Annotated in this window: 26 protein-coding genes; 8 read left to right on the forward strand and 18 right to left on the reverse strand. The window is 63.1% G+C overall.

From position 1 onward, the window contains the following. Positions 1 to 92 precede the first annotated feature (92 nt). Positions 93 to 1,478, forward strand: a complete 1,386-nt coding sequence (locus QTL96_RS19595) for a methyl-accepting chemotaxis protein (protein WP_289728824.1) — start codon at positions 93 to 95, stop codon at positions 1,476 to 1,478. 289 nt (positions 1,479 to 1,767) lie between these two features. After that, positions 1,768 to 3,588, forward strand: coding sequence for a HAMP domain-containing methyl-accepting chemotaxis protein (locus QTL96_RS19600; RefSeq protein ID WP_289728825.1), 1,821 nt, complete (start codon positions 1,768 to 1,770; stop codon positions 3,586 to 3,588). An 81-nt stretch (positions 3,589 to 3,669) separates the two neighbouring features. Here the strand turns inward: QTL96_RS19600 and QTL96_RS19605 are convergent, their stop codons facing one another. From QTL96_RS19605 to QTL96_RS19620, 4 genes are all read right to left on the reverse strand, one after another. Beyond that, positions 3,670 to 3,885 carry a hypothetical protein gene (locus tag QTL96_RS19605; RefSeq protein WP_018902078.1) on the reverse strand — a complete coding sequence of 72 codons (216 nt, stop codon included), beginning with the start codon at positions 3,883 to 3,885 and terminating at the stop codon, positions 3,670 to 3,672. 125 nt (positions 3,886 to 4,010) lie between these two features. Next, the gene (locus QTL96_RS19610) at positions 4,011 to 4,412 is read right to left on the reverse strand and encodes a DUF1398 domain-containing protein (protein WP_289728826.1); all 402 of its coding nucleotides are present in this window, start codon (positions 4,410 to 4,412) and stop codon (positions 4,011 to 4,013) included. A gap of 42 nt (positions 4,413 to 4,454) precedes the next feature. Then, on the reverse strand, positions 4,455 to 4,910 hold the full coding sequence (locus QTL96_RS19615) for a MarR family transcriptional regulator (protein ID WP_289728827.1): 456 nt from the start codon (positions 4,908 to 4,910) through the stop codon (positions 4,455 to 4,457). A 71-nt stretch (positions 4,911 to 4,981) separates the two neighbouring features. Beyond that, positions 4,982 to 5,386 carry a RidA family protein gene (locus QTL96_RS19620; protein WP_289728828.1) on the reverse strand — a complete coding sequence of 135 codons (405 nt, stop codon included), beginning with the start codon at positions 5,384 to 5,386 and terminating at the stop codon, positions 4,982 to 4,984. 226 nt (positions 5,387 to 5,612) lie between these two features. Between QTL96_RS19620 and QTL96_RS19625 the strand changes: the two genes are divergently transcribed. After that, positions 5,613 to 6,185, forward strand: coding sequence for a TetR/AcrR family transcriptional regulator (locus QTL96_RS19625; RefSeq protein ID WP_289729150.1), 573 nt, complete (start codon positions 5,613 to 5,615; stop codon positions 6,183 to 6,185). Positions 6,186 to 6,214: 29 nt separating this feature from the next. Here QTL96_RS19625 and QTL96_RS19630 read toward each other — a convergent pair whose 3' ends face one another. Both QTL96_RS19630 and QTL96_RS19635 read right to left on the reverse strand, forming a co-directional pair. Beyond that, positions 6,215 to 7,465, reverse strand: a complete 1,251-nt coding sequence (locus tag QTL96_RS19630; RefSeq protein ID WP_289728829.1) for a class I SAM-dependent RNA methyltransferase — start codon at positions 7,463 to 7,465, stop codon at positions 6,215 to 6,217. Then, on the reverse strand, positions 7,462 to 8,208 hold the full coding sequence (locus QTL96_RS19635; RefSeq protein WP_289728830.1) for a TlyA family RNA methyltransferase: 747 nt from the start codon (positions 8,206 to 8,208) through the stop codon (positions 7,462 to 7,464). Before QTL96_RS19635 ends, QTL96_RS19630 begins: the two co-directional genes overlap by 4 nt. Before the next feature lie 445 nt (positions 8,209 to 8,653). Here QTL96_RS19635 and QTL96_RS19640 point away from each other — a divergent pair, with 445 nt between their 5' ends. Continuing rightward, entirely contained in the window at positions 8,654 to 10,588 is a 1,935-nt protein-coding gene (locus tag QTL96_RS19640) for a methyl-accepting chemotaxis protein (protein WP_289728831.1), read from the forward strand. An 87-nt stretch (positions 10,589 to 10,675) separates the two neighbouring features. Here QTL96_RS19640 and QTL96_RS19645 read toward each other — a convergent pair whose 3' ends face one another. Further along, positions 10,676 to 11,566, reverse strand: coding sequence for a LysR family transcriptional regulator (locus QTL96_RS19645; RefSeq protein WP_289728832.1), 891 nt, complete (start codon positions 11,564 to 11,566; stop codon positions 10,676 to 10,678). A gap of 172 nt (positions 11,567 to 11,738) precedes the next feature. On the opposite strand from QTL96_RS19645, the gene QTL96_RS19650 reads away from it, so the two are divergent. Beyond that, positions 11,739 to 12,635 (forward strand): DMT family transporter, encoded by an 897-nt coding sequence (locus QTL96_RS19650; protein WP_289728833.1) that lies wholly within the window; start codon positions 11,739 to 11,741, stop codon positions 12,633 to 12,635. A gap of 4 nt (positions 12,636 to 12,639) precedes the next feature. On the opposite strand, the gene QTL96_RS19655 is transcribed toward QTL96_RS19650, so the two are convergent. Both QTL96_RS19655 and QTL96_RS19660 read right to left on the reverse strand, forming a co-directional pair. Beyond that, positions 12,640 to 13,065 (reverse strand): potassium channel family protein, encoded by a 426-nt coding sequence (locus tag QTL96_RS19655; RefSeq protein ID WP_289728834.1) that lies wholly within the window; start codon positions 13,063 to 13,065, stop codon positions 12,640 to 12,642. 90 nt (positions 13,066 to 13,155) lie between these two features. After that, positions 13,156 to 13,350 carry a hypothetical protein gene (locus QTL96_RS19660; RefSeq protein WP_289728835.1) on the reverse strand — a complete coding sequence of 65 codons (195 nt, stop codon included), beginning with the start codon at positions 13,348 to 13,350 and terminating at the stop codon, positions 13,156 to 13,158. 255 nt (positions 13,351 to 13,605) lie between these two features. Here QTL96_RS19660 and cax point away from each other — a divergent pair, with 255 nt between their 5' ends. After that, a complete protein-coding gene (cax, locus tag QTL96_RS19665) occupies positions 13,606 to 14,682 on the forward strand; it encodes a calcium/proton exchanger (protein ID WP_289729151.1) in 1,077 nt (358 codons plus the stop codon). Here the strand turns inward: cax and QTL96_RS19670 are convergent. Beyond that, entirely contained in the window at positions 14,679 to 15,566 is an 888-nt protein-coding gene (locus tag QTL96_RS19670) for an AraC family transcriptional regulator (protein WP_289728836.1), read from the reverse strand. The two genes, cax and QTL96_RS19670, sit on opposite strands and share 4 nt — an antisense overlap. Before the next feature lie 150 nt (positions 15,567 to 15,716). Here QTL96_RS19670 and QTL96_RS19675 point away from each other — a divergent pair, with 150 nt between their 5' ends. Next, positions 15,717 to 16,454, forward strand: a complete 738-nt coding sequence (locus QTL96_RS19675; RefSeq protein WP_289728837.1) for an SDR family oxidoreductase — start codon at positions 15,717 to 15,719, stop codon at positions 16,452 to 16,454. A 303-nt stretch (positions 16,455 to 16,757) separates the two neighbouring features. On the opposite strand, the gene dxs is transcribed toward QTL96_RS19675, so the two are convergent. The 7 genes from dxs to QTL96_RS19710 all read right to left on the reverse strand — a co-directional run bounded on the left by dxs (position 16,758) and on the right by QTL96_RS19710 (position 22,761). Further along, positions 16,758 to 18,674 (reverse strand): 1-deoxy-D-xylulose-5-phosphate synthase, encoded by a 1,917-nt coding sequence (gene dxs / locus QTL96_RS19680; protein WP_047508446.1) that lies wholly within the window; start codon positions 18,672 to 18,674, stop codon positions 16,758 to 16,760. A gap of 135 nt (positions 18,675 to 18,809) precedes the next feature. Continuing rightward, the gene (locus QTL96_RS19685) at positions 18,810 to 19,730 is read right to left on the reverse strand and encodes a pirin family protein (protein WP_289728838.1); all 921 of its coding nucleotides are present in this window, start codon (positions 19,728 to 19,730) and stop codon (positions 18,810 to 18,812) included. An 11-nt stretch (positions 19,731 to 19,741) separates the two neighbouring features. Next, on the reverse strand, positions 19,742 to 20,077 hold the full coding sequence (locus tag QTL96_RS19690; protein WP_289728839.1) for a HepT-like ribonuclease domain-containing protein: 336 nt from the start codon (positions 20,075 to 20,077) through the stop codon (positions 19,742 to 19,744). 16 nt (positions 20,078 to 20,093) lie between these two features. Further along, on the reverse strand, positions 20,094 to 20,405 hold the full coding sequence (locus tag QTL96_RS19695; RefSeq protein ID WP_209189430.1) for a nucleotidyltransferase domain-containing protein: 312 nt from the start codon (positions 20,403 to 20,405) through the stop codon (positions 20,094 to 20,096). 70 nt (positions 20,406 to 20,475) lie between these two features. Continuing rightward, positions 20,476 to 21,243, reverse strand: a complete 768-nt coding sequence (locus QTL96_RS19700) for an SDR family oxidoreductase (RefSeq protein WP_289728840.1) — start codon at positions 21,241 to 21,243, stop codon at positions 20,476 to 20,478. A gap of 328 nt (positions 21,244 to 21,571) precedes the next feature. Further along, positions 21,572 to 21,823, reverse strand: a complete 252-nt coding sequence (locus QTL96_RS19705) for an exodeoxyribonuclease VII small subunit (RefSeq protein WP_047507965.1) — start codon at positions 21,821 to 21,823, stop codon at positions 21,572 to 21,574. Between the two features lie 2 nt (positions 21,824 to 21,825). Continuing rightward, entirely contained in the window at positions 21,826 to 22,761 is a 936-nt protein-coding gene (locus QTL96_RS19710) for a histone deacetylase family protein (RefSeq protein ID WP_289728841.1), read from the reverse strand. Positions 22,762 to 23,247: 486 nt separating this feature from the next. On the opposite strand from QTL96_RS19710, the gene QTL96_RS19715 reads away from it, so the two are divergent. Beyond that, entirely contained in the window at positions 23,248 to 23,649 is a 402-nt protein-coding gene (locus tag QTL96_RS19715; protein ID WP_289728842.1) for a thioesterase family protein, read from the forward strand. 8 nt (positions 23,650 to 23,657) lie between these two features. Here the strand turns inward: QTL96_RS19715 and QTL96_RS19720 are convergent, their stop codons facing one another. Beyond that, positions 23,658 to 24,221 carry a biotin transporter BioY gene (locus QTL96_RS19720; RefSeq protein ID WP_289728843.1) on the reverse strand — a complete coding sequence of 188 codons (564 nt, stop codon included), beginning with the start codon at positions 24,219 to 24,221 and terminating at the stop codon, positions 23,658 to 23,660. Positions 24,222 to 24,223 lie beyond the last annotated feature (2 nt).

A 24,223-nucleotide genomic window follows, 5' to 3' on the forward strand; every position in this document is an offset into this window, starting at 1 on the left:
TTATGCTTTTTGGCGGGTGAATTTGCGAAAGTAAAAATTTACTACAATTTAACGTACCGCATCAATTCTCGCGCCAAAACGAGGATAATGCTGTGAAACTATTTAAAAGTGCAGTGTCTTTCAGACAGGAAATCTCTGATTTTATTTTCATGCGCTCGCCGGATGCGTATTACGTACTGGAAGATGAGCGCATCGTCGATTGCAACCATGCGATGGAGGTGATGCTCGACTTGCCGCGAGACAAGATCATCGGCATCCACCCGGCCAAGCTTTCACCTGCCGTGCAATCGGATGGCCGCCCGACCAGCGAAGCCGCCGTCGCCATTTTCGCCGAGATCAAGAAAAACGGCATGGCGCGTTTCGAATGGGATCACCAGCGCCTCGATGGCACGCCGCTGCCGGTTCTGGCAACGATCCTCCAGGCCAATATCGCCGGCCGCAACGCGCAGGTCGTCTTCTGGCAGGACATTCGCGACGTGGTGAAGATGCGCCGTCAGGAAGCCGAAGCCCGCAAGCGCGATGAGGCCAAGGCCGCCGAGCAGGCGGAAGTCGTGCGCACCCTTGCGTCGTCTCTGAGAAAGCTCGCCGCTGGCGACCTCAACTGTCTTCTGGATAATCGCTTCCCGAATGAATACGAAGGGCTGCGCCAGGACTTCAACGGCACCGTCGATCAGCTGGCTGGCATCCTCGGAAAGCTCGCCGTAAACGCTGAAACCATCCGCGCCACCACCGCCGAACTCAGCCGGGCCACCGATGATACGGCGCGCCGCACCGAAAATCAGGCCGCCAGCGTCGAGGAAACCGCTGCTGCCCTGAACCAGATGACGGCTGCCGTCGCCAGCACCGCCGAAAGTGCCGCCACCGCCGCCAGTTTCTCGGCCAAGGCCAAACAGGACGCCGAGGAATCGGAAAAGATCTCCAACCAGACCGTCGCCGCGATCGATGAGATCGCCCAGTCCTCGAAGGCGATCAACCAGATCATCGGCGTGATCGACGAGATCGCCTTCCAGACCAATCTTCTCGCCTTGAACGCCGGCGTCGAGGCGGCGCGCGCGGGCGAGGCCGGTCGCGGTTTCGCCGTCGTTGCCCAGGAAGTGCGCGAACTCGCGCAGCGTTCCGCCAAGGCAGCGAAGGAGATCAAGACGCTGATCGTCAATTCGGGCACGCAGGTCGAACGCGGTGTCGCGCTGGTGAGCGATTCCGGCAAGGCGCTGGGCGATATCATCGGCCACCTCTCGCACATCTCGCAGCTGGCAACGACAATCGCCGATTCCGCCCGCGAACAATCGTCAGGCCTCTTGCAGATCAACGCGGCGATCAACCAGATGGACGGCGCCACACAGCAGAATGCCGCCATCGTCGAGGAAACCGCCGCCGCCGTGCACGGTCTGTCGGAGCAGGCCGGTGTCCTGAACGACCTGGCCGCAACCTTCCGCCAGCGCCGGGACGCCCCTGCGAAAATGCGTGTTGCCGCCTGATATCGGCGGTCAGCGCAGGGCCACCGACCGCTGACGAGATGTTCGAACAAAATGAGCCGCCACGCCCAGCGTGAGCGGCTCTTTCATTGTGGCGCTGCGGCCCGAATGTTCAAAAAGTATTACTTTTAATCAAATTTTACCAATTGCCTTGTTTAGTGATCGGCAATGCATGACGCAGCACGGGCATGAGCGCCCGGCCCCTTTTCCGGCACAATCAAAGGCGCAGACGCCAGCGGATCGACCCCCCGATCGCTGAGGCATGTCGGTCGGCCGCATTCGAGACAATGCTATGTTCAAAATGAAGATCAAGACGCTGCTACCGGTGCTCTTTCTGTCCCTCGTCGCCATTTCCCTCGTGCAGGGCGCCATCGCCGCTGTCGCGCTCACCAGTCTCGAAGCCAATACACGGGAGATCGGCGCCCAAAACATCCCGAACACCGAGCGCCTGCACGCCATCGTCACGACGCTGAACGATGTGCGCCGCAGCTACGCCGACTATCTGCTCGCCTCCGGCAAGACCGATTTCCGCAATGCCGAGACCACGCTGAAGACCCGCCGCCAGCGGCTGGCGGGCGCCATCGATGCCTTCGAAAAGCAGCCGAAGAGCGACTACATGAGCCAGAACTTCGCGCGGCTGCAGAAGGCGCTCGCTAACGACGCCGCCGTCGCCGACAAGATCATCGCGCTGGCGCTCGACAACAAGCGCAGCCAGGCCAATTCGCTCTATCGCGGCGAGCTGTCCATGTCGGCCAACAATATCCAGACGCTGATCGACGGCATGATCGCCAAAGACCGTCAGTCGACCGATGCCGGCCTCGTCTCGGCCGCCGGCAACTATTACGCCGGCACGGTCTCGATCGTCGCCGGTCTTGCCGTCGCGCTCGTTGCCGCCATCGCCGCCGCCTATCTCGCCTGGAAGCGCATCTCGCGCCCGATCACGACGATCGCCTCGCGCATGGCAGGCCTTGCGAATGGCGATATCGAAGCCGCCGTGCCCTATACCAACCGCCATGACGAGATCGGCGACATGGCCGCCGCCGTTTCCGTCTTCCGCGACAACGCTTTCGCCCGCCTCGATCTCGAACGCAGCGCCGAGGACAATCGCGCCCACGCCCGCGACGAGCGCGCCCGCAACGAAGCCGTCAAGGCGCGCGAGGCGGCCGAGATCAGTCATGCCGTCGAAGCGCTTGCCGGTGCCCTTGGCGCCCTGTCGGAAGGCGATCTCGCCCATCGCATCGAGCAGCCTTTCGCCGATCACCTCGATCGCCTCCGCAGCGATTTCAACGCCTCGGTCGCCAAGCTCAGCGAAGCGCTGGAAGAGGTCGGCCACAATGCGCATGCGATCGATGCCGGTGCCGGCGAAATCCGCAACGCCGCCGATGGCCTTGCGCGCCGCACCGAGCAGCAGGCCGCCTCGATCGAGGAAACGGCTGCGGCACTTGAAGAGATCACCACCACGGTGAAGGACACCGCCCGCCGCGCCGAGGAAGCCGGCAGCCTCGTGTCGCGCACCCGCGGCGGTGCAGAGGAGTCCGGCAACATCGTCCGCAAGGCCGTCTCCGCCATGACCGAGATCGAGCAATCCTCGCAGAAGATCGCCAACATCATCAGCGTCATCGACGACATCGCCTTCCAGACCAATCTCCTGGCGCTCAACGCAGGCGTCGAAGCCGCTCGCGCTGGCGAGGCCGGCAAGGGTTTTGCCGTCGTCGCCCAGGAAGTGCGCGAGCTCGCGCAGCGCTCGGCTACAGCCGCCAAGGAGATCGAGACCCTGATCTCGGCCTCCAACGCCCAGGTGCGTTCCGGTGTCAGCCTCGTCGGCGAAACCGGCAAGTCGCTGGAGACGATCGTCGGCCAGGTGCAGGACATCAGCCGCCATGTCGACGCGATCGTCACCGCCACCCGCGAACAGTCGACCGGCCTGGCCGAGATCAACACCGCAGTGAACACCATGGATCAAGGCACCCAGCAGAACGCCGCCATGGTCGAGGAGCAGACGGCCGCAAGTCACGGTCTCGCCCAGGAAGCCGCCAAGCTGATGCACCTGCTCGGCCAGTTCAACCTGCAGCCCGGCAATCGCAGCATGGCGCGCCGCTACGCCGCCGCCTGATCGATCGGTGACATAAACGACAAAACGCCCGCGCATGTCGCGGGCGTTCTTTTATGGACTTGGAAAGATCGGGGAAACCCGTTATCCGTGCATCCGCTGACGCTCGGGCTGCTCCGCGATGAAACGGTTGTTGCGGGCCGAAAGCGGCTCCACCGGTAGAATATCGATGACATCGGCAGCATCGAATTTGCGCTTCATGCCGCATATCGTGGCAATCACGACGCCCCTGTCAATATTGAAGGATGTCGCCAGGAAATTCCGTTCGTCGCCATGATCATCAATGGAAATAACAAACATATTATCCTCCGTGTATTATCCATTGATACACGCAGATTATTTATCATAGATGAATTTATAGATCATCCATCTTCAGCATATGAAAATATGCTTTGATTTTCTATCGACGATACACGCGCATTTGTTCACGACGGGAAATGCTCGACATGCGTTTCGGCGGTGCGACCGAAGTAGAGCACGCGGCGGCCGGGAAACGACACCATGTAGCCGGCGCAACCCATTGCCTTCACATTTTTGCAAAAGGCGCCGTAGCTGTAATCGGGCGGGTTCGCCTGCGCCCATCTGACCTGCGCGCCAACGCCTTCCGCGTCGAAGGCGAGCGCGACCATATCCTCCACCGGGCGGTTGTCGAGCACTACGCTGTCGCCATCAGGCAGGAAGTAGGTCGTCGTGTTCAGGCGATAATCGACGGTATAGCCCTCGAAGCCGGAACCGATCAGCGTTCCGACGATCTCGGGAAAGCTCATCGTCCCGTCATAAGCGCCATCAAGGCAGGTCTGGGCAATGGTCGTCTGTTGCGCGTTCATGGCGCTCTCCTCTCTTGAAACTGAAATCGAAGCTCGCTGGCCCTAGCTGACCGGGATGTCGCTGAGACCACGCTCCCGCGCGATCAGCCGCAACAGCCGCTCAAGTTCCCCGCGCTCCTCAGGCGAAAGCCCGCCGAAAAACATCGCGTCGTTTCGGTCCGCCAGTTCCGCCAGCCGTGGCACCAGCTCGCGGGCCGCAGGCTTGAGCATCAGCGTCTGCCCGCGCTTGCCATCCGGCTTGGCGTCGCGGCTCACCAGGTTCTTCTCGACCAGTCGATCGGCAAGCTTGGAGATCGCTCCCTTGGTCATGCCCATGCGCTCGGCCAGTTGCGAGGGCGCAATGCTCTCGACGTCGTAAAGCATGCGCAGAAACACCCACTCCGCCACCGTCACGCCTTCCGCTTCCACGTTGAGCGCGAAACTCTGCGACACGGCATTCGATACCGTCCGCAGCCAATAGCCGAGATGCGCTCCGATGTCGGAGATGGTTTCGGTCACGGGTGCCTCGTTGGTTAACTAGTAAACTACCATAACGAGGTTTCCTAGTCAACCTTATTCGCTAGGCTGCGTTATACTGCAGCGGGGGAGGGGATGCGGGCGATCACCTTGATCTCGAAATCGAAGCCCGCCAGCCAGTTGACGCCGACAGCCGTCCAGTTCGGATAGGGCTTATCGCTGAACACCTTCAGCCGAACGTCGTTGACCGTCGCGAACTGGTTTTCGGGATCGGTATGAAAACTGGTGACGTCGATGATGTCGTCGAAGCCGGCGCCGGCGGCCTTCAGCACGGCCGCGAGATTGTCGAAGGCGCGTTGCACTTGTTTCGAGAATTCCGGCTCGGGCGATCCATCCTCGCGGCTGCCCACTTGGCCGGAAACGAAGAGGAGATCGCCGGAGCGGATCGCGGCCGAATAGCTGTTGATCTCATAAAGCGCCTGTCGGCCGGCGGGGAAGATTGCGTCGCGTTTGGTCATGTCATGCTCCTGTTTCAACAAGGCAAAGCCCAAGCGTCCGCCGTCACGCCAAATGGCGCGACACGTTGCTTTTCAGTCACCTGGATCTCTGCTCTTCACGATCAAGGGCGAGAGTGATATACGCCCCGTATGTGAATATAGGAAGCATACGCGACGTATGTCAATGCGCATACGTCGCGTATGCTAATTTACGGAGACGAGGGTGACGGCGAGAACGCGCGCGCAGATGGTCGAGGAAACGAGGGCAAAGCTCATCGCGGCCGGCCGAAAGGCTTTTGCCACAAAGGGTTACGCCGCCTCGTCGATGGATGATTTCACCGCCGAAGCGGGGCTGACACGCGGCGCGCTCTATCACAATTTCGGCGACAAGAAGGGGCTGCTGCAGGCCGTCATCGACCAGATCGACGCCGAGATGCTGGTCCGCCAGCGCGCCGCGCAGGCCAAAGGGAAGACACCCTGGGAAGGTTTTATCAACGAAGGCATCGCCTATATCGAGATGGCGCTCGAGCCCGAGATCCAACGGATCATGCTGCTCGATGGTCCCGCCGTGCTCGGCGATCCCTCGCAATGGCCGAACCAGACCGCCTGCCTGCGCACAAGCACTGAGACCATCGAGGCGCTGATTGCGGACGGCATCGTCAAGCCCGTGGATGCCGAGGCCGCTGCCCGGCTGATCAACGGTGCGGCGCTCAACGCAGCGCTCTGGATCGCCGCGGCCGATGATCCGCATGCGGTTCTGGAAAAGGTCGTCGATGCCTTCAAACATCTCGCCGGCGGCCTGTTGCGGACCGCCAGCTAAGCTCTATCCGGTAGTCGGGCGCGCCGGGTTTACTTCTCCAGTGTCGCCACCACCTCGACATGCGAGGTCCACAAGAACTGGTCGATCGGCGTCACCGAGGTGATGCGATAGCCGCCCTCGATGAGAATGGCGAGGTCGCGGGCCAGCGTCAGCGGGTTGCAGCTGACGGCGGCGATCTTCTTCACCGTGGAGCGGGCAAGCTCCTTGCACTGGAATTCTGCGCCAGCGCGCGGCGGGTCGAAGACGACGGCATCGTAGACCTTCAGTTCGGAGGTCATCAGCGGCCGGCGAAACAGGTCGCGGCGCTCGACGCTGACGGGTTTGGTCCCCTGCGTGTTGCGCGCGGCGTGGTCGAGTGCCGCAAGCGGCTTGTCTTCGCTTTCCACCGCATGCACCCGGCCGATCCGCGCCAGCCTGAGCGAGAAGGTGCCCGTACCGGCGAAGAGGTCGGCGATACGCTTGGATTTGCCGGCATGGGCAAGCACCAGCTCGGCCATCGCTTCTTCCGCCGGCTTGGTCGCCTGCGTGAAGCTTCCCGCCGGTGGCGAGACCTGGACGCCGCCGAAATCGAGCATCGGCTTCACCGGCTCGATCAGGATCTCGCCATTGACGGAGACGCGCGCGATCCCGCGCATCGAGAGCACCGTCTCGGTCGCCTTGCGCCGCTGCTGGTCCGACAGTTTCTTCAGGCCGTCGGCGGCGATGTCGAGGCCGGTCGCCGTTTCTAGCACGGTGATGCGAAACGCCTCGGCGTTGACGGCAAGTGCCGCGCCAATCGCCTTGATCGCCGGCAGCCGCGCGATGAGGCTTGCCGACGAGATGGGACATTCCTCGATATTGACGAGGTGATGGCTTTCAGCCTGGTTGAAGCCGATGAGCATTTCTTTCTCGGTCTTGCGCGCCGCGAATGTCACGCGGCGGCGCTCGCCGGGATGAGCGACGACAAGCTCGCCAACCTCGGGCGTCAGTCCCTTGGACTTCAGCGCATCGATGACCAGCTGCCGCTTGAAGCCGCGATAGATCGCATCGCCTGCGTGCTGCAGCGTGCAGCCGCCGCAGGTGCCGTTGACGCCATCGGGGCCGAAGTGCCGACAGTGCGGCTCCTGCCGATCCGGCGAGGGCGTGGTGATCGACATCACCGTGCCCTGGCTCTTGACGCGCGCAATGGCGACCGTCTCGCCCGGCAGCGTGAAGGGCACGTAGACGGGGCCATCAGTGCCGTTGGCGATGCCGTCGCCCTGGGCGCCGAGCTTCTGGATGGTGACTGTTTCAGTGCTCACGGCTTGGTTCCTGCGAGTAGATATTCCTGGTTTCCGTCCCCGCCCGAGATCGGCGAGGGGATCAGCCCGAGGCTGCTCCAGCCCATGTCCTCGACGAACCAGCGCTCCAGTTCGGCGGCGACGGCCGGTGCGGTCGAAGGGTCCTTCAGCATGCCGCCCTTGCCGATCGCCTCGCGCCCGGCCTCGAACTGCGGCTTGACCAGCAATACGGCGGTAGCACCCGGTTCAGCGAGATCGAGCGCCGGCGCCAGCGCCAGCTTCAGCGTGATGAAGGAAACGTCGGAGACGATGAAGGTGAGGGGATGGCCGACATCCTCGGCCTCCAGATTGCGCGCGTTCAGGCCCTCGATATTGGTCACATCGGGGTTTTCGGCAAGCCGCGGGTGCATCTGGCCATGGCCGACGTCGATCGCGGTCACGTGCGCGGCGCCCCGTTCGAGCAGCACTTCGGTAAAGCCGCCGGTGGAGGCGCCGACATCGAGACAGTGATGGCCGGAAGGATGGAGCTTGAAGTGATCGAGTGCTGCCGCAAGCTTCAGCGCCGCGCGCGACACATATTCCTGCGCGGGATCATCGATCTCGATCGAGACATCCTCGCCGAAGACGGCGCCGGCCTTGGTGACGACCTTGCCGTCGACCTTGACGGTGCCACGGCTGACCGCGTCGCGGGCGCGCGAACGGCTGGCAAAAAGACCCAGGCTGACGAGGAGCTGGTCGATGCGTTGTGTATTTTGATCGGACATGGCCTGTCCATGCCGGGCAATGCCATCAGTTGCAAGCCTTTTGTTGATTGCCTCCGCCGTCGCTGTAGTCCTCTGATGTCACATGGATCGGCCATGCCCGCTCACCCGTCGACAGCAATGGGAAAATTAGCGGTCTCTAGCCAAGCGAAAAGAGACCTACAACCTGCGCTATGATGGCGTGTAATGACGAGACGTCAAACGGGTTGAATCCCCGAGAATTCAGCGCCTGCAGCCAATAAACTGCGACCAGTTGCCGCGCCGACTTAAACAATTTTAAATTTTCCGTGGCTAGTGTCGCCGTCGATTGCAGCGGCCGAAAACCGCGTCCGCCATGATGGCCCGAAATTCCACCGCCGATCATGTTTTCCTTCGTTGATAGTTTCCCCGCACGCGCTGACGCGTGCCCGATTTGCCATGGCGCCAGGCGCCCAGGAAAGACCGACTGATGTTTGCTAGAAACATGTCCCTGAACGGTAAGCTCGCCGCGACCTTCGCGGCTCTCATTCTCATCTTTGTATCCGTCTCCGCCTTCGTCTATTCGAAGGCCGGCGCCGTGGCGGAAGCTGCCATCGAGGAAAAGCGGTCGGAGCTGCTGGTCAACCAGATCGACGACGCGCTGCAGGCCATGCTCGAGCAGGCCGTAAACCTGCGCGGCTTCCTGCTCTTCAAGAGCGACAGCACCTATGGCGATCTCTTCAACAACCGCGACCGCATGCTGAATGCCATTGCCGCCGCCAAGCAGACGGCTGCGGGCAAGACCGAGTTCGTGAGCCAGATCGACGCCATGCAGAAGGCCGCCGACCTCTATTTCAACCAGCTTGCCGTGCCGCAAAGCAAGGCGCGCAAGGAAACCGACATGCCGATCGACCAGATCGTCAAGATCGGCGTCAACGAAACCAAGGGCCAGCTCGACGGCTTCCGCCAGGCCTCTGCCAAGATCAAGCAGGCCGCGCGTGATGAATCCGCAGCGCTTTCCGCCATCAAGGCCGATGCCAGCGCAACACTCAACATGACGTTGCTCTTCGGCGGCATCTTCGCGGCACTCGCCGCCGTCGTGCTTGCCTGGATGCTGTCGCGCAGCATCGTTCGCCCGATCGTCGGCATGACCTCCGCCATGGGCCGTCTGGCCGGTGGCCAGAACGATATCGACGTTCCCGCGCTCGATCGCCAGGACGAAGTCGGCCGCATGGCGCAATCGGTGCTGGTGTTCAAGAACGCGGCGATCGAGAAGCTGCGCCTTGCCGGCGAAACCGACCGCATGCGTGGAGATGCCGAGCGCCAGCGCCAGATGGGCGACGAGCAGAAGGCGCGCGAGGAAAGCGAACTGCGCTTCGCTATCGACAACCTCGCCGACGGTCTCTCCGGCCTTGCCAACGGCAATGTCGCGATCCGCATCACCACCGCGTTTGCGCCGCAGTTCGACCGCCTGCGCAACGACTTCAACCACGCCGTCGAGAAGCTGCAGGCAGCCCTGCAGTCGGTTGGCCACAATGCGTCTGCCATCAATGCCGGCGCCGGCGAAATCCGCACCGCAGCCGACGATCTGGCCCGCCGCACCGAGCAGCAGGCCGCAGCCGTCGAGGAAACGGCAGCAGCCCTCGAAGAAGTCACCACCACGGTCCGCGACAGCGCCAAGCGCGCCGAGGATGTCGGCCAGCTCGTCGAGCGCACCCGTCTCGGCGCCGAGCGCTCCGGCGAGGTTGTCCGCAAGGCCGTCACCGCCATGCAGGAAATCGAGAAGTCCTCGGGCGAGATCTCCAACATCATCGGTGTCATCGACGACATCGCATTCCAGACCAACCTGCTGGCGCTGAACGCCGGCGTCGAGGCCGCACGCGCCGGTGAAGCCGGCAAGGGCTTCGCGGTCGTCGCTCAGGAAGTGCGCGAGCTCGCCCAGCGCTCCGCCAATGCCGCCAAGGAAATCAAGGCGCTGATCAACACGTCTGGCACGCAGGTCAATTCCGGCGTCTCGCTGGTCGGCGAAACCGGCAAGGCGCTGTCCGAAATCGTCGGCGCCGTGCAGGAGATCAACCGCCATGTCGGCGCCATCGTCACCGCCACGCGCGAACAGTCGATCGGCCTGCAGGAGATCAACACCGCCGTCAACAACATGGACCAGGGCACCCAGCAGAACGCCGCCATGGTCGAGGAACAGACGGCCGCCAGCCACTCGCTCGCCCAGGAAGCCATGGCGCTGGACGATCTGCTGCGCCAGTTCAACCTCGGTAACGACCGCGCCGCACCGCGCGCGGCAACCGCCACCCCGGCCTCGCGCCCGGTCGCCTCGCCGGCCAACGCGCTGAAGCGCAGCGTTGCCCGCGCCTTCGGTGGCGGCGGCGCAAGTGCCGCGGCGGTCAAGGAAGAATGGTCGGAGTTCTGATCGAACGCCCGATCATCGACAGGAAAGGGAAGGGGCTGCGCATGACGCGGCCCCTTTCGCGTTCAGGACCTCAGCTGGCCGAAAACCTCAGCTAGCCAGCGCCAGCCCGCCATAGCGGCTGATCTCGCTTTCGATCTCCGCCACCAGCGTATCAAGTGCCGCGTTGCGCACCTTGCGGCCGCGACGGACCACATAGACGAGATCGGGCGGCACGGGGAAGCGGTCGGTGATGATCTGCATCTCCGGCCGGAGATGCCGCTCATTGAGCAGTGCCACCCCCATACCCGAACTGACGGCGGCGATAATGCCCGCGGCACTAGCGCATTCGAATACCGTCTCCAGAATGATCCCGCCATCTTGCCCGATATCGAGCGCCCAGTGGCGGTAGAAGCAATCGTCGTGGAAGGAGAGGAAGGGCACGGACGCCGTCTGCGGGAGGAGTAGGCTCGGATGCTTCACCCAGTGCAGCGTTTCGCGAAACAGGATGACATCGGTCGGGCGCACCTCGTGCGCGAACACCTGCACGATCGCCGCATCGAGCTCGCCCTGCTCAAGCATCGCTCTCAGGACCAGACTCATCCGCACCTGCGTGCGCACGGAAACATCGGGATGCAGCCGGCGGAAGCGGCCGAGAATATGGGCGAGCGCCGAGCAGGTCGTATCCTCCGTCAGCCCGAGCGCGATCCGCCCGGCCAGCGTCGTCTTCGACAGGCTGAGCAGCGCCTCGTCGTGCAGGCCGAGAATGCGGCCGGCATAATCCAGCAGCTCCTCGCCCTCGGTGGTGAAGGCGGTGGCGCCGGCCTTGCGGTTCAGGAGTTCGCAGCCGAGGCTCGTTTCCAGCCGCTTGATCTTGTGGCTGACGGCCGATTGCGACAGGCCGAGCGCTTCCGCCGCGCGCGTGATGCCGCCGTGGTGGCGGATCGCCCAGATGGCGCGCAAGGCGTCGATCTCCAGCCGCCGGTTGTTCAGGTCGCTCATTTCGTCTCGGTCTCTTCGTTGCCTGCCGGCGATAGCATGCAATGTTGAGCCAGCGTTTGCAAACTTCCATGACTGTTTTCGCTTGAAAGTCATGCCGTAATCGAAATTTGTCATGTGCCCGTCCGCAGCCAATAGCTTATGCCCTCGGTGAGACGCATGACAGGGATGACCGATGACGGACCACGCACTGACCGCCACGACCAAGCAGCAGCATCGCCTTCTATGGCCGGTGATGGCCACATTGCTGATCATCGGCTGGAGCTCCGGCTTCGTCGGCATCCGCTACGCCAGCGAGGAAGCAAGCGTCGTGCTGGTGCTCTTCTGGCGCACGCTGCTGTCCGGCCTGATCCTGCTGCCCTTCGCCCTGACCATCGGCCCGCGCATGCAGTGGAAGGCGATCGTCGGGCAAATGTGGTTCGGCGTCATGTCGGTCTTCCTCTATCTCGGCGGTTTCGCGCTGGCGATCGAGCAGCGCGTGCCCACCGGCCTCGTGGCGCTGATCTCGGACCTGCTGCCGCTCGCCATCGCCACCCTGTCGCAGCCGGTGCTCGGCGAACGCCTGAGCGGCCGGCAGTGGCTGGGCACGGCGATCGCCGTGGCCGGCGTGCTGATCGTCTCGCTCGATAGCCTGAGCTTCGGCTCGGCGCCGCTCTGGGCTTACGGATTGACTGTCGGCTCGATGCTGATCTTCGCGCTCGCCTCGGTGCTCCACAAGCGCCGCCGCGTCGGCCACATGCCTGTGCATCAAAGCCTCTGCATCCACACGCTGACCGGCTCCGTGCTCTTCGGTATCTGCGCCCTGATGCAGGGCGACATCGCGCCGCCGATGACTGAGAATTTTGCCATCGGCATGGTCTGGCTGGTGCTGATCGCCACCTTCGCCGCCTATTCGGTCTATTACACCAGCCTGCGGCTCTTCCCGGTCGCCAAGGTCAGCGCCGCGATCTATCTGAGCCCACCGGTCACCATGCTCTGGGCCTGGGCGCTGTTCTCCGAGCCGCTGACGCTGACGATGTTCGTCGGTCTCGGCGTCACGCTGGTCGGCGTCTTCATGACCTCGCGAAGCTGACACGTCACGCGTCGTTCGCCTTGCCGTCCCGGAAATACAGGCGCTGGATCACCGCCATGATCAGCGCCGTCGCCCAGCCGAAGATGATCCAGCCGTTGACCGCCTCGAACGCCGAAATCTGCCGCCACTCCTTGCCAAGCACGACATCGCCATAGCCGACCGTCGTGAAGGTGGCGGTGGAAAAATAGATGGCGTCGTCAAGCGATGGCAGCGCGCCGATCAGATAGTAGAGAAGCGCCCAGAGGCAAATATCGAGACCGATCGGGATCAGCAGATAGCTAACCCAGGCGACCGTCGCGATCGTGGCGTGGCGGCCGAGATATCCGGGCTCAGCGTGCCGGATGGCGCGAAGCCCGATCTCCATGAATATGGCCTGTATGGCGACTGTGGCCGCGATCAGCGCGGTGGCGAGAAGAAAATTGACGGGCACCGGACCTCCAGCGGATGTGGGTCAATATCAATATTGCGCGACAATCTCGGCTTCGTTGCGCCCACGCGCGAGCCGGCAGAACAGCACGCTTCAAGCGGCGCGCGATGAACGCTCGCCAGCGTCGTCGCCCTCGGCATGCGCGCGACGCAACAGCCAACGCACAAGTTCCCTCGCTTCGCGCGGCTCAAGCAGGACAGCCGTCACCCCTGCATTGACAGGCAAGCCCGTCGCCCGGTCGATGACGTCGACAAGCCCAAGGCGGCCCGGCACAACCATGTACCGCACTCCGATCGCCGCTCCTGACTGCATTCCAACCACACCCCTCGCTTTCATCCCGGCCAAACTAGCAGGCACGTCACGTTCCGCATTGCGCAGGATCAATCCTTCGGGGGAAAGGCAGCCATATCGGCGCAGCGTTGATCACACGCAATGCAGGCCGACGACCAAGCCCCTATGCTCATCCGCGCGAAAATCCGGATGGAGCCCGCCGTGCAGAACGTTCAGCGCAAACATGGCCCCTCAGGGCTGGTCGCGGCAACAATGGCCGAGCTGCGCGCCGCACCGCTCCTCGCACTCCTCGTCTTCGTGCCCGTCGTCATCCTGACCGATATGGCGGCACCCGAGGCGCACACGCTGCTCTTCATCCTCTCCGTGCTCGCCATCATCCCGCTCGCGGCCCTGCTCAGCCGCGCGACCGAAGCCGTCTCCGCCCGCACGGGCGACGCCGTCGGCGGCCTGTTGAACGCCACGCTCGGCAATCTCACCGAACTCGTCATATCGCTCGCTGCCCTGCAGGCCGGGCAATATCTGCTGGTCAAGGCCTCGATCGCCGGCGCCATCGTCACCAACACGCTGTTCATGCTCGGCGGCTCCTTCCTGCTCGGCGGCCTCAGGCATCACCTGCAGGAGTTCAATCGCGTCAGCGCCCGCTTCCAGGCGTCGCTGCTCTTTCTCGCCACCGTCGCGCTGTTCGTGCCCTCGCTGGTCAGCCGTGCCGATCAGGGCCCGGAGATGGTGCAGGCGCTCAGCCTCGGCCTCGCCGTGATCCTGATCGCCGTCTACGCGATGGGCATGCTGTTCTCGCTGAAGACCCACCGCGAACTCTTCGCCAGCGTCGGCGAGGCCGAAGAGCACCACGGCGGCTGGGGGCTTTCGACCAGCATTATCATCCTCGTCGTGGTGACGCTTTTCGTGGCGCTGATCAGCGAGGTCTTCGTCGGCTCAGTGCAGGCGGCGGCCGAGAAGATGGGTATGACGCCAGCCTTTGTCGGCTTCATCGTCGTGGCGCTCGTGGGGGCGGCGGCGGAAATGACCGCGGCCTTCTCGGCCGCCCGCGCCAACCGGCTCGACCTCAGCGTCGGCATCGCGCTTGGCAGCGCCTCGCAGATCGCGCTCTTCGTCGCTCCCGTTCTCGTCATCGTCAGCTATTTCATCGGCCCTGAGCCGATGTCGCTGCAGTTCTGGCCGGGCGCGGTGGCTATGATGTTCCTCGCCATGATGGCGGCCGCACTGCTCTCCAATGGCGGGCGCGGCGCCTGGTATGTCGGCGTGCTGGCGCTCGCCGTCTACGCCATATTCGGCCTGACACTCTTCCTTCTGCCGCCCGCCGCTTCCTAGTATCCGGCAAAGTTCGGAGACGTGCGCATCCGCGCCACATCCCGCTTCGGCGTCTCCTTGTGCACGCGGACATAATCGCGGTTGAACTGCGATGGGCTGTCATATCCGACGCGAAACCCCGCCTCGGCCGCCGTCATGCCCTCGACGATCATCAGCCGCCGCGCCTCCTGCAGGCGGATCTGGGTGCGAAACTGCAGCGGGCTCATCGCCATCGCCGCCCGAAAATGCTCGTAGAAGGATGACGAGCTCATGCCGGCAATATCCGCCAGTTCCTCGATCGCGAACGGGCTGCCGAAATTGCGGCAGACATAATCCACCGCCCGGCCGATCTGGTTCAGCCGGCTCTCGCCGCTGGCGATCTGCCGGATCAGCCCGCCCTGCGGTCCCGAGATCAGCCGATGCAAAATCTCCCGCTCGACAAGCGGCGCCAGAACCGACGCATCCTCGGGCGCATCGAGCAGACCAAGCAGACGCGCCGCCGCGTCGATCAGCCGTGGCGTCGTCCCGCTCACCCGCGCTGCCGCCGGGCTTTCGTCGCGCGCAGGTGATCCCGCGATCATCTCGTTCAGAAGCGTGCGGTCGAACTCCAGCCGCAGGCAGAGATAGGGCGCCTCAGGGCTCGCCTCGATCACCGCGCCGATGACAGGCAGGTCGACGCCAACCACGAGATAATGCGCGGCATCGTAGATATAACTGGTATCGCCGATCGTCGCTCGCTTGCGCCCCTGCGCCACGATGCAGCAGGAGGGCTTGTAGAGCGTATGCAGCGGCTCGGTGGTCGCCGAGGATCGTATAACGCCGACGCGCGGCAGCGCGGTGTCGAAGTTTCCATCAGTGCCGGCATGGCGATCGATCAGGGCGGCAAGATCGGTAATTGTTTCCATGGCGCCAGCATCGGACGTCTCGCGCGCTTTGCCAAGAGACCATCATCCCATTTCGGAGGATCGTGCAAGAATTCCGGAAAAGCCGTCTACCGCAACAAGTCTTGTCGGCGCGATCCTGTGTCGGTCAACAGATCGCTTGAGGAGCAAGACATGACCGATATGAAGAACAAGGTAGTGCTGATCACTGGCGCCAGCAGCGGCATCGGCGCCGCCACCGCCCGCGAATTGGGCCGCGCCGGCGCAAAGCTGGTCATCGGCGCGCGCAGAACCGACCGTTTGGACGCTTTGAGCGAGGAAATCCGTGCCGCTGGCGGTGTCGTGATCTCGAAAGCGCTCGATGTCACCGAGCGCGCCGACATGCAGGCCTTCGTCGACGCCGCTGTTGCCGAGTTCGGCCGCGTCGACGTCCTCGTCAACAATGCCGGCGTCATGCCGCTGTCGCTGATGTCCTCGTTGAAGGTCGAGGAATGGGACCGGATGATCGACGTCAACATCAAGGGCGTGCTCTATGGAATCGCCGCGGTGCTGCCCGTCATGAACGCCCAACAATCCGGCCAGATCATCAACGTCTCCTCCGTCGGCGGCCTCGCCGTCTCGCCGACAGCGGCGGTCTATTGCGCGACGAAGTACGCGGTGCGGGCGATCTCCGATGGCCTGCGTCAGGAAAACAAGATCCTGCGCGTCACCTGCATCTATCCCGGCGTGGTCGAATCCGAACTCGCCGACACCATCACCGAACCCTTCGCCGCCGAAGCCATGGTCGCCTACCGCGCCGTTGCACTGAAACCCGACGCCATCGCCCGCGCCATCCTCTACGCCATCGGCCAGCCCGCCGATGTCGATGTCAACGACATCGTCGTGCGCCCGACGGCCAATGCCGGGTTGTGAGGGGGAGGTTTGGGGGGGGGGGCGAGGCGAGGGCTAGGCGAGACCAGGGTCGTGGGCGTTTGAGATTGTGACACCCCCCTCTGTCCTGCCGGACATCTCCCCCACAAGGGGGGAGATCGACTCGCGGTTAGGTTTTCGCCAGATGTTGAGGTAAGAACCAGCGGCCAAGCCCAGCCAATCTCCCCACCTGTGGGGGAGATGCCCGGCAGGGCAGAGGGGGGTAATTCTTGCGCAGAGCTAGCGTATGGAAATTCCCAGGGGCCGAGCGTTCATTCACCCCGCCAATACAAACTCGACGCCCACTTACCCAGCAAACCCAACAGCCGCCGGCCGCCCAAGCGCCTTGAACACGGTGCCGACAATCCCGGCCCGGTCGAGCCCGGCCTGCGCGTTCATCACCTCGGGCTTCGCCTGCTCCACCCAGAGATCGGGCATCACGAGCGAGCGAACCTTCAGCCCGTTGTCGAGCAGGCCCTCGGTCGCCAAGAACTGCAGCACATGGCTGCCGAAGCCGCCGACGGCACCTTCTTCAACCGTGATCAGCATTTCGTGGTGACGCGCCAGCTGGCGGATCAGGTCGTGGTCGAGCGGCTTGGCGAAGCGCGCATCGGCAACCGTGGTCGAAAGCCCTGCGGCATCGAGGTCTTCGGCGGCCAGCATGCAGTCGGCCAATCGCGTGCCGAAGGAGAGCAGCGCCACCTTGGTGCCTTCCTTGACGATGCGGCCCTTGCCGATCTGCAGGATTTCGCCGCGAACCGGCATCTCGACGCCCACGCCTTCACCGCGCGGATAGCGGAAGGAGATCGGGCCTGCGTCATAGGCGGCTGCCGTGCGCACCATGTGCTTCAGCTCCGCCTCGTCGGCGGCGGCCATGACGACGAAGCCCGGCAGTGTCGCGAGGAAGGTCGTGTCGAACGAGCCCGCATGCGTCGGGCCGTCGGCGCCGACGAAGCCGGCGCGGTCGATCGGGAAGCGCACCGGCAGGCCCTGGATCGCCACGTCGTGCACCACCTGGTCGAAGGCGCGCTGCAGGAAGGTCGAATAGAGTGCGGTGAACGGCTTGTAGCCCTCGGCGGCAAGCCCGGCGGCGAAGGTCACGGCATGCTGCTCGGCAATGCCGACATCGAAACAGCGTGACGGAAACACGCTTGCCAGCTTGTCCAGACCCGTGCCGCTCGGCATGGCGGCGGTGATGCCGACGATCTTGTCGTCGAGCTCGGCTTCCTGCACCAGCGCTTCGGCAAACACATTGGTGTAGCTCGGCGCGTTCGGCTTCACCTTCGCCTGCGCGCCGGTGATGACATCGAACTTGTTGACGCCGTGATACTTGTCGGCGGCGGCTTCCGCGGGTGCGTAGCCCTTGCCCTTCTGCGTCACCACATGGATCAGCACCGGCCCATGCGCATTGTCGCGCACATTGCGCAGCACTGGCAGCAGGTGCTCGAAGGAATGACCGTCGATCGGGCCGATATGATAAAAGCCCATCTCCTCGAACATGGTGCCGCCGGTCACGTAGCCGCGCGCATGCTCGACGGCGCGGGTAATGGCGCGATCGACCGATTTGCCGAGATAGCTCGTCAGTTTCTTGCCGACCTCGCGCATGCCCATATAGGTGCGGCCCGAGGCCAGGCGCGCCAGATAGGCGCTCATGGCGCCCGTCGGCGGCGCGATCGACATGTCGTTGTCGTTGAGGATGACAATCAGCCGCGCATCGAGCGCGCCGGCATTGTTCAGCGCCTCATAGGCCATGCCGGCCGACATTGCGCCGTCGCCGATCACCGCGATGACATTGCGCTTCGAGCCGGACAAGTCCGCCGCCACCGCCATGCCGAGGCCGGCCGAGATCGAGGTCGAGGAGTGTGCGGCGCCGAATGGATCGTATTCGCTCTCCGCGCGGCGGGTGAAGCCCGAGAGCCCGCCTTCCTGGCGCAGCGTGCGAATGCGGTCGCGCCGGCCGGTTAGGATCTTGTGCGGATAACACTGGTGCCCGACATCGAAGATCAGTTTGTCGTCAGGCGTGTTGAAGACATTGTGGATGGCGATCGTCAGTTCGACCACGCCGAGGCCGGCGCCCAGATGTCCGCCCGTCTTGGATACCGCGTCGATCATCTCGTCGCGCACCTCGCGCGCAAGCTGCGGCAGGTCGCGATCCTCCAGCTTACGGAGGTCGGCCGGATAAATGACCTTGTCCAGCAGCGGCGTCTTCGGCGGTTGTGTCACGGGAGGCACTCTTTCTTGTCGTTCTTGTTCTTGTCGTCTTTTCCAGGCGTTTTGGGGCACATAGCCTTTAGGCCATAAGTTGCGGTGAAAGAAGTCGATTTCAAGAACCGCAAGGATCCTTTCTAGAGGAGAACGCTACTCCGGCAAAGGGACGAATTCCTCTTCATCCCCCGGAACGATGTCGAAACGGCCGGTGCGCCACTCCTCCTTGGCCTTTTCGATCCGCTCTTTCGACGACGAAACGAAGTTCCACCAGATGTAGCGCTTCGAGTTCAGCGCCGCCCCGCCGAACAGCATGAGATGACAGCCTTGGGCGCCACCCTCGAGCGTGATTGCGTCACCCGGACGGAACACCAGCAGCTGGTCGGCCGCGAATCGGTCGCCCGCGATCAAGACTTCGCCAGACAGCACATAGATCGCCCGCTCCTCATGCGCGGCGCCGAACGGGAACTTCGCGCCGGCATCGAGATTGATATCGGCATAGAGCGTGTCGGAAAGCACGTTGACCGGCGAAGTCATGCCCTCGAACGCACCGATGACAACCCGCCCACGCACCCCGCGCTCGTCGATCACGGGCATTGCGCTCTTTTCCGTATGCGCGAAGGAGGGATCGATCTCCTCCTTGTCATCGGGCAGCGCCAGCCACGTCTGCAGCCCGGACATCAGGAGCGGATGGCCGCGCAGATTGTCGGGCGTGCGCTCCGAATGCACGATACCACGCCCCGCCGTCATCAGGTTGATATCGCCGGGCCGGATTACCTTCTCGGTTCCGAGGCTGTCGAGATGGCGGATCTCGCCATCGAACAGATAGGTGACCGTCGACAACCCGATATGCGGATGCGGCTTCACATCGAGCGCCTCATCAGGCTTCAAGATCGCGGGGCCCATCCGATCAAAAAAGATAAACGGCCCCACCAGCCGCCGCTGCCGTGTTGGCAGCGCCCGCCTGACCTGAAACCCGCCGATATCGCTGGTGCGCGGGATGATCAGGTTCTCGATGGCGTCGCAGGCAAAGGCATCGCCGGGGAGAGGGTCTTTGCCGGGGAAGAAGGACATGGGGGGCCTTTCTAAAGCGTTTCCTGGTCGTCAGGATACTTCGCCAGGAATGTTTCGAGCTCGGCAAGCAATCGCGGTAGATGCTGGCTAATAGCGGCCCAAAGCACATCGTCTAGTACATCAGGATAGTCATGGCGCAGGATGTTGCCGAAATTCCGGATGCCGTTCCAATTATGTGAGGGGAATAGCTCTTCAGCAAGCGGACCAAGCTTTACTGATGCTTCCGAAAGCCGTGAAAAGCACCGTTCGCAAGCATCCTTTACCAGGTTGTTGCGAACATAGTCCCCAAGTTCCATTCCGTGCGAGTATCTAAGAATGGCTTGGCCGTTCTCGACGATGTCGCGCATACGGATGAGAGGGCGCTTAGTAGGCAACGGCGCGGTCCCGTTCCACGTTACGCTTGAACCGTTCCTTGCCCAATGGTTCCGCGACTATATCGACGCTAGGCGCGCCCGTGATTCTGCTGATCAGCAGCCGCAGATTTTCAAGCGCGCTGAAATAGCCAAAGCCGGACTGGATCACGGGCTCGGAGAATTTGACAAGCACGTCAAGGTCAGACTCGTCAGTCGCTTCGCCGCGCGCCACTGACCCGAACAGCGAGACATGCTCCGCGCCTGCTGCCCGCAGTTCGGTCTCATGCTTGCGAATGATCGCTATCACCTGATCCTTGTCCATGCCGCCAATATAATCGACCTCTGCGACTTGGTCGAGACGCCGCCACAACCGGCCAAGCCGCCCGCGTCGATCACATCGCCGTAAACCCGTTATCGACGAACAGATGCGCGCCGTTGACGAAGCTCGATTCATCGCTGGCGAGATAAAGTGCCGCCCGCGCCACATCCTCCGGCTCTCCGATCCGCCCCTGCTGCGCCGCAATCGCAGCGTCGGAGACATCGACGCCGAGTTTCTGCAGGTCGGCCACTTCGCGCAGGCCGTGCGGCGTGCGGATGAAGCCGGGGCAGACCGCGTTGCAGCGGATGTTGCGGTCGCGGAACTCGACGGCGATCGCCCGCGCGAACATATGCACCGCCCCCTTGGTCGTGTCGTAGAGCACTTCCATCGGCGTCGCCGCCACAGCCGAGATCGAAGAGGTGCAGACGATCGACCCGCCGCCGGCCGCAATCATCTTCGGCAACACCGCCTTGGTCATCAGGAACATCGAGCGCACGTTGACGGCATGCAGCCAGTCCCATTCCTCCAGTGTGGTTTCGAGGAACGGCTTGATGACGATCGTGCCGGCATGGTTGAAGAGCACGGTCACCGCGCCATAGCGCGCCTCGATGTCCGCTACGGCTGTATTCACCGCCGTCTCGTCAGAAACATCGGCCGTCCAGAAATCAGCCTCGCCACCGGCGGCCCGGATATCCTTCACGGTCTCAGCCGCCGCCTCGCCATTGCGATCGATGATCGCGACCTTCGCGCCCTCGGCCGCAAACAGCTTCGACGCCGCTCCGCCCATGCCGGTCGCCCCGCCCGAGATAATCGCGATCTTGCCCTTCAATCTGTTCGTCATGCCGTCTCGTCCTCTCTGGTGTTTCGAGGATGATAGACCGCCATTTGGCCGCTGGCCAAGAGGTGTATTTGTGGAGAGAGCACTGACCGCGACTAAAGGCGCCTGAGCCATTTATTCGGGCACCGCCTTCACCTCCCTCATTCCTGTGCTTGTCACAGGAATCCAGCCGGCGCGCGTCTGCGCGGCGAAGAGACTCTATTGCGATCAAGGACTTGATCGCGCTGGATCCCTGTGACGAGCACAGGGATGAGGGCGGAGAGTTGGATGCGCGTCGAGATTATCTGGAAGGCACCGCCGTCCTATGCGCGCCGCTCTGAAGCGTCGTCCCTCAAGCCCCGTCCAAAGGCTCCACGCCCTGCGGCTTGCCCGCGCGGTCGAGCCTGATCTTCTCAATCCGGTTTTCAGCCGCCGAAAGCAGCGTCTCGCAATGCTTCTTCAGCGCTTCGCCGCGCTCGTAGATTTCGATGGACTCGTCCAGCGCCACGTCGCCGCGTTCCAGCCGGGCGACGATGCTTTCGAGTTCGGCGACCGCCTTTTCGAAAGAGAGGCCGGAAACCTCCGGCTTGGCGTTGTCGGTCATACTCAACCCTTCATCATTCTCAAAACATGCAAGCCTGCCGATTCGGCTAGGCCCTCGAGATCATAGCCGCCTTCCAGAAGGCTGACGACCCGGTTGCCGGCACTTTTGTCGGCCACTTCGAGCAGCCGTCCGGTCGCCCAGTCGAAGTCCTCGCCGACAAGGTTGATCTGCGCCAGCGGGTCGCGGTGATGCGCGTCGAAGCCGGCCGAGATGATGATCAGGTCGGGGCGGAAATCGTTCAGCGCCGGCAGCACGCGGGATTTGAACGCCTCGCGGAAATGCTCGCTGCCGACATTGGGCGAAAGCGGTGCGTTGACGATCGTGTCGTGCGCGCCGGTTTCGTTCTTGGCGCCGCTGCCGGGATAGAGCGGCATCTGATGCGTCGAGCAGAACAAAATGGACGGATCGTCCCAGAAGATGTCCTGCGTGCCGTTGCCGTGGTGCACGTCCCAATCGACGATCGCCACGCGTTCGGCGCCATGCCTGCGCTGGGCGTGGCGTGCGGCGATGGCGGCGTTGTTGAAGAAGCAGAAGCCCATCGCCTTGGATTTCTCGGCGTGGTGGCCGGGTGGCCGCGAGGCTACGAAGACATTGTCCGCCTTGCCGGTGAAGACGTCGTCGACCGCCGCCATCGCGCCGCCGATCCCGGTCAGCGCGGCCTGCAGGCTCTTCGGGCTGGCATAGGTGTCGGCCTCGAGCTGGTTGATCTCGCCTTCTTCCTCCGGCACCTGCCGCATCACGGCGAAGAGATGCTCTTCCGGATGCGCCAGAAGCACGGCATCTTCCGATGCCTGCGGTGCCTGCTGGCGATCCAGCCGGTCGAAATGCGGGTGCCCCAGCGCCACGTTCAGCGCCCGCAGCCGGTCGGATCGCTCGGGGTGGCCCTCGGGCGTGATGTGTTCCAGAAAGATCGGATGTTCGTAAAGGCGGGTGCTCATAAGAGCCTTTCCTGGTTAGATTGAAGCATTCTGTTGGCTCAAACGGAGTCGAATGGTCGTCCGGCCGGCGCGCGTCGTAGCCCAAGCATACGGCCAAGCCGGCCGGACGATCAGGCGGCCCGTTTCAGCCAACCCGAAGGGCCGGGCATCTTTCCGCCAGGATCAAAGGCGATCGGCTCGACCGTACCCGGGGTATGCCCTTCGCCAATCGCCTTTGCCCTGACGAAAACCTGCTCCGGCAGAATGCTTCAAGCTAACCAGGAAAGGCTCTAAATCACTCTATCTGCCTGCCTCGTCATGTTCCACAGCAGATGGGGTAGGGGCTCGCGATTTCAACAATCGTGCGCTGTCATACGCCTTTCGCGTTCATTTACATAATATTAGCAGGAGATTATTCTTGGGGGACTAAAGCAATTCCAGCAAAAGTGCAGCGCGGTTTTGCGTCCGGAATTGCGTGGTAGCAAAGGCTGAGACTGGGGGAAATCGATGAACGCTGCGATGCGCTCCAACATTGTGCAGATCCACGTGCCGTTTCGCGATGTGGATATGAACGGCCAGATGTTCCTCGGCTCCTACATCTCCTATGCCGAATCCGCGCTGGCGAAATTCTGGTCCGAGCGCCCGGAACTGGCGGACGAGCCTCTTTACGTGGCGAGCAAGATCACCTGCATCCTGCACCGTCCGCTGCGCTATGACGAAATGGTGCTGTTTACCACCGCCGTCGACAAGATCGGCGTGCGCTCCGTTGGCTTCATCATTGCGGTGGACACAGGCGAAGAGCGCGCCGCCGAGGTCGAGATTGTCTGGCAGGCGCAGACGCGCGAGGACAAGGCACCGGTCCCGCTGCCTGAGGTGACGCGGGACTGGCTCTACGGTTTCATGAACTAGGTTCTGGCTTAGCCTTTAACGGGCAGCAGCGGATAGCCGGCCATGACCGCGCGGCCGACCAGTGCCGCCACGAAGGCCTTGATCACGTCGCCGGGAATGAATGCCATCGAGCCGGTGAACGCCGCCTTGAGGCCGATCTGAGCGGCAAAGGCGAGATAGACGATGCCGAAGGCATAGAGCACGACGATCCCGCCCATCATGGCCGCGAAGAAGAAGCCGGTCAGCTGCATCCCGGCCGCCTGGCCGTGCTTCACCAGCCGCTCGCTGATATAGCCGGTCGTGAAGGCGGCGACGACCCAGCCGATCAGGAAGCCCGTGGTGGGCGCTACAAACGCCGCGAGCCCGCCGCGTCCGCCGGAAAGAACCGGCAGGCCGATGGCGACAAGCACCAGCACGATCAACACCGCCACCGTGCCGCGCCGGGCGCCGAGCACCACGCCGGCCATCATCACGCCGAGCGACTGCGCCGTGATCGGCACCGGAATGAAGCCGAGCGTGATCGGCGGCAGGATGCCGAGCGCGACGATGATGGCGGCAAACAGGGCGGACAGAACGAGGTCTCGGGTGCTCATGA

The organism is Rhizobium sp. S163, assembly GCF_030380805.1.
In the GTDB taxonomy this organism is placed as follows: domain Bacteria; phylum Pseudomonadota; class Alphaproteobacteria; order Rhizobiales; family Rhizobiaceae; genus Rhizobium.

What these genes read in the sequence shown, in the direction of transcription:
- QTL96_RS19600 (WP_289728825.1), top strand. Translation starts at nt 1,768, where the DNA reads ATGTTCAAAATGAAGATCAAGACGCTGCTACCGGTGCTCTTTCTGTCC.
- QTL96_RS19605 (WP_018902078.1), bottom strand. Translation starts at nt 3,885, where the DNA reads ATGTTTGTTATTTCCATTGATGATCATGGCGACGAACGGAATTTCCTG.
- QTL96_RS19610 (WP_289728826.1), bottom strand. Translation starts at nt 4,412, where the DNA reads ATGAACGCGCAACAGACGACCATTGCCCAGACCTGCCTTGATGGCGCT.
- QTL96_RS19620 (WP_289728828.1), bottom strand. Translation starts at nt 5,386, where the DNA reads ATGACCAAACGCGACGCAATCTTCCCCGCCGGCCGACAGGCGCTTTAT.
- QTL96_RS19625 (WP_289729150.1), top strand. Translation starts at nt 5,613, where the DNA reads ATGGTCGAGGAAACGAGGGCAAAGCTCATCGCGGCCGGCCGAAAGGCT.
- QTL96_RS19635 (WP_289728830.1), bottom strand. Translation starts at nt 8,208, where the DNA reads ATGTCCGATCAAAATACACAACGCATCGACCAGCTCCTCGTCAGCCTG.
- QTL96_RS19640 (WP_289728831.1), top strand. Translation starts at nt 8,654, where the DNA reads ATGTTTGCTAGAAACATGTCCCTGAACGGTAAGCTCGCCGCGACCTTC.
- QTL96_RS19645 (WP_289728832.1), bottom strand. Translation starts at nt 11,566, where the DNA reads ATGAGCGACCTGAACAACCGGCGGCTGGAGATCGACGCCTTGCGCGCC.
- QTL96_RS19650 (WP_289728833.1), top strand. Translation starts at nt 11,739, where the DNA reads ATGACGGACCACGCACTGACCGCCACGACCAAGCAGCAGCATCGCCTT.
- cax (WP_289729151.1), top strand. Translation starts at nt 13,606, where the DNA reads ATGGCCGAGCTGCGCGCCGCACCGCTCCTCGCACTCCTCGTCTTCGTG.
- QTL96_RS19670 (WP_289728836.1), bottom strand. Translation starts at nt 15,566, where the DNA reads ATGGAAACAATTACCGATCTTGCCGCCCTGATCGATCGCCATGCCGGC.
- QTL96_RS19675 (WP_289728837.1), top strand. Translation starts at nt 15,717, where the DNA reads ATGACCGATATGAAGAACAAGGTAGTGCTGATCACTGGCGCCAGCAGC.
- QTL96_RS19685 (WP_289728838.1), bottom strand. Translation starts at nt 19,730, where the DNA reads ATGTCCTTCTTCCCCGGCAAAGACCCTCTCCCCGGCGATGCCTTTGCC.
- QTL96_RS19690 (WP_289728839.1), bottom strand. Translation starts at nt 20,077, where the DNA reads ATGCGCGACATCGTCGAGAACGGCCAAGCCATTCTTAGATACTCGCAC.
- QTL96_RS19695 (WP_209189430.1), bottom strand. Translation starts at nt 20,405, where the DNA reads ATGGACAAGGATCAGGTGATAGCGATCATTCGCAAGCATGAGACCGAA.
- QTL96_RS19700 (WP_289728840.1), bottom strand. Translation starts at nt 21,243, where the DNA reads ATGACGAACAGATTGAAGGGCAAGATCGCGATTATCTCGGGCGGGGCG.
- QTL96_RS19705 (WP_047507965.1), bottom strand. Translation starts at nt 21,823, where the DNA reads ATGACCGACAACGCCAAGCCGGAGGTTTCCGGCCTCTCTTTCGAAAAG.
- QTL96_RS19710 (WP_289728841.1), bottom strand. Translation starts at nt 22,761, where the DNA reads ATGAGCACCCGCCTTTACGAACATCCGATCTTTCTGGAACACATCACG.
- QTL96_RS19715 (WP_289728842.1), top strand. Translation starts at nt 23,248, where the DNA reads ATGAACGCTGCGATGCGCTCCAACATTGTGCAGATCCACGTGCCGTTT.
- QTL96_RS19720 (WP_289728843.1), bottom strand. Translation starts at nt 24,221, where the DNA reads ATGAGCACCCGAGACCTCGTTCTGTCCGCCCTGTTTGCCGCCATCATC.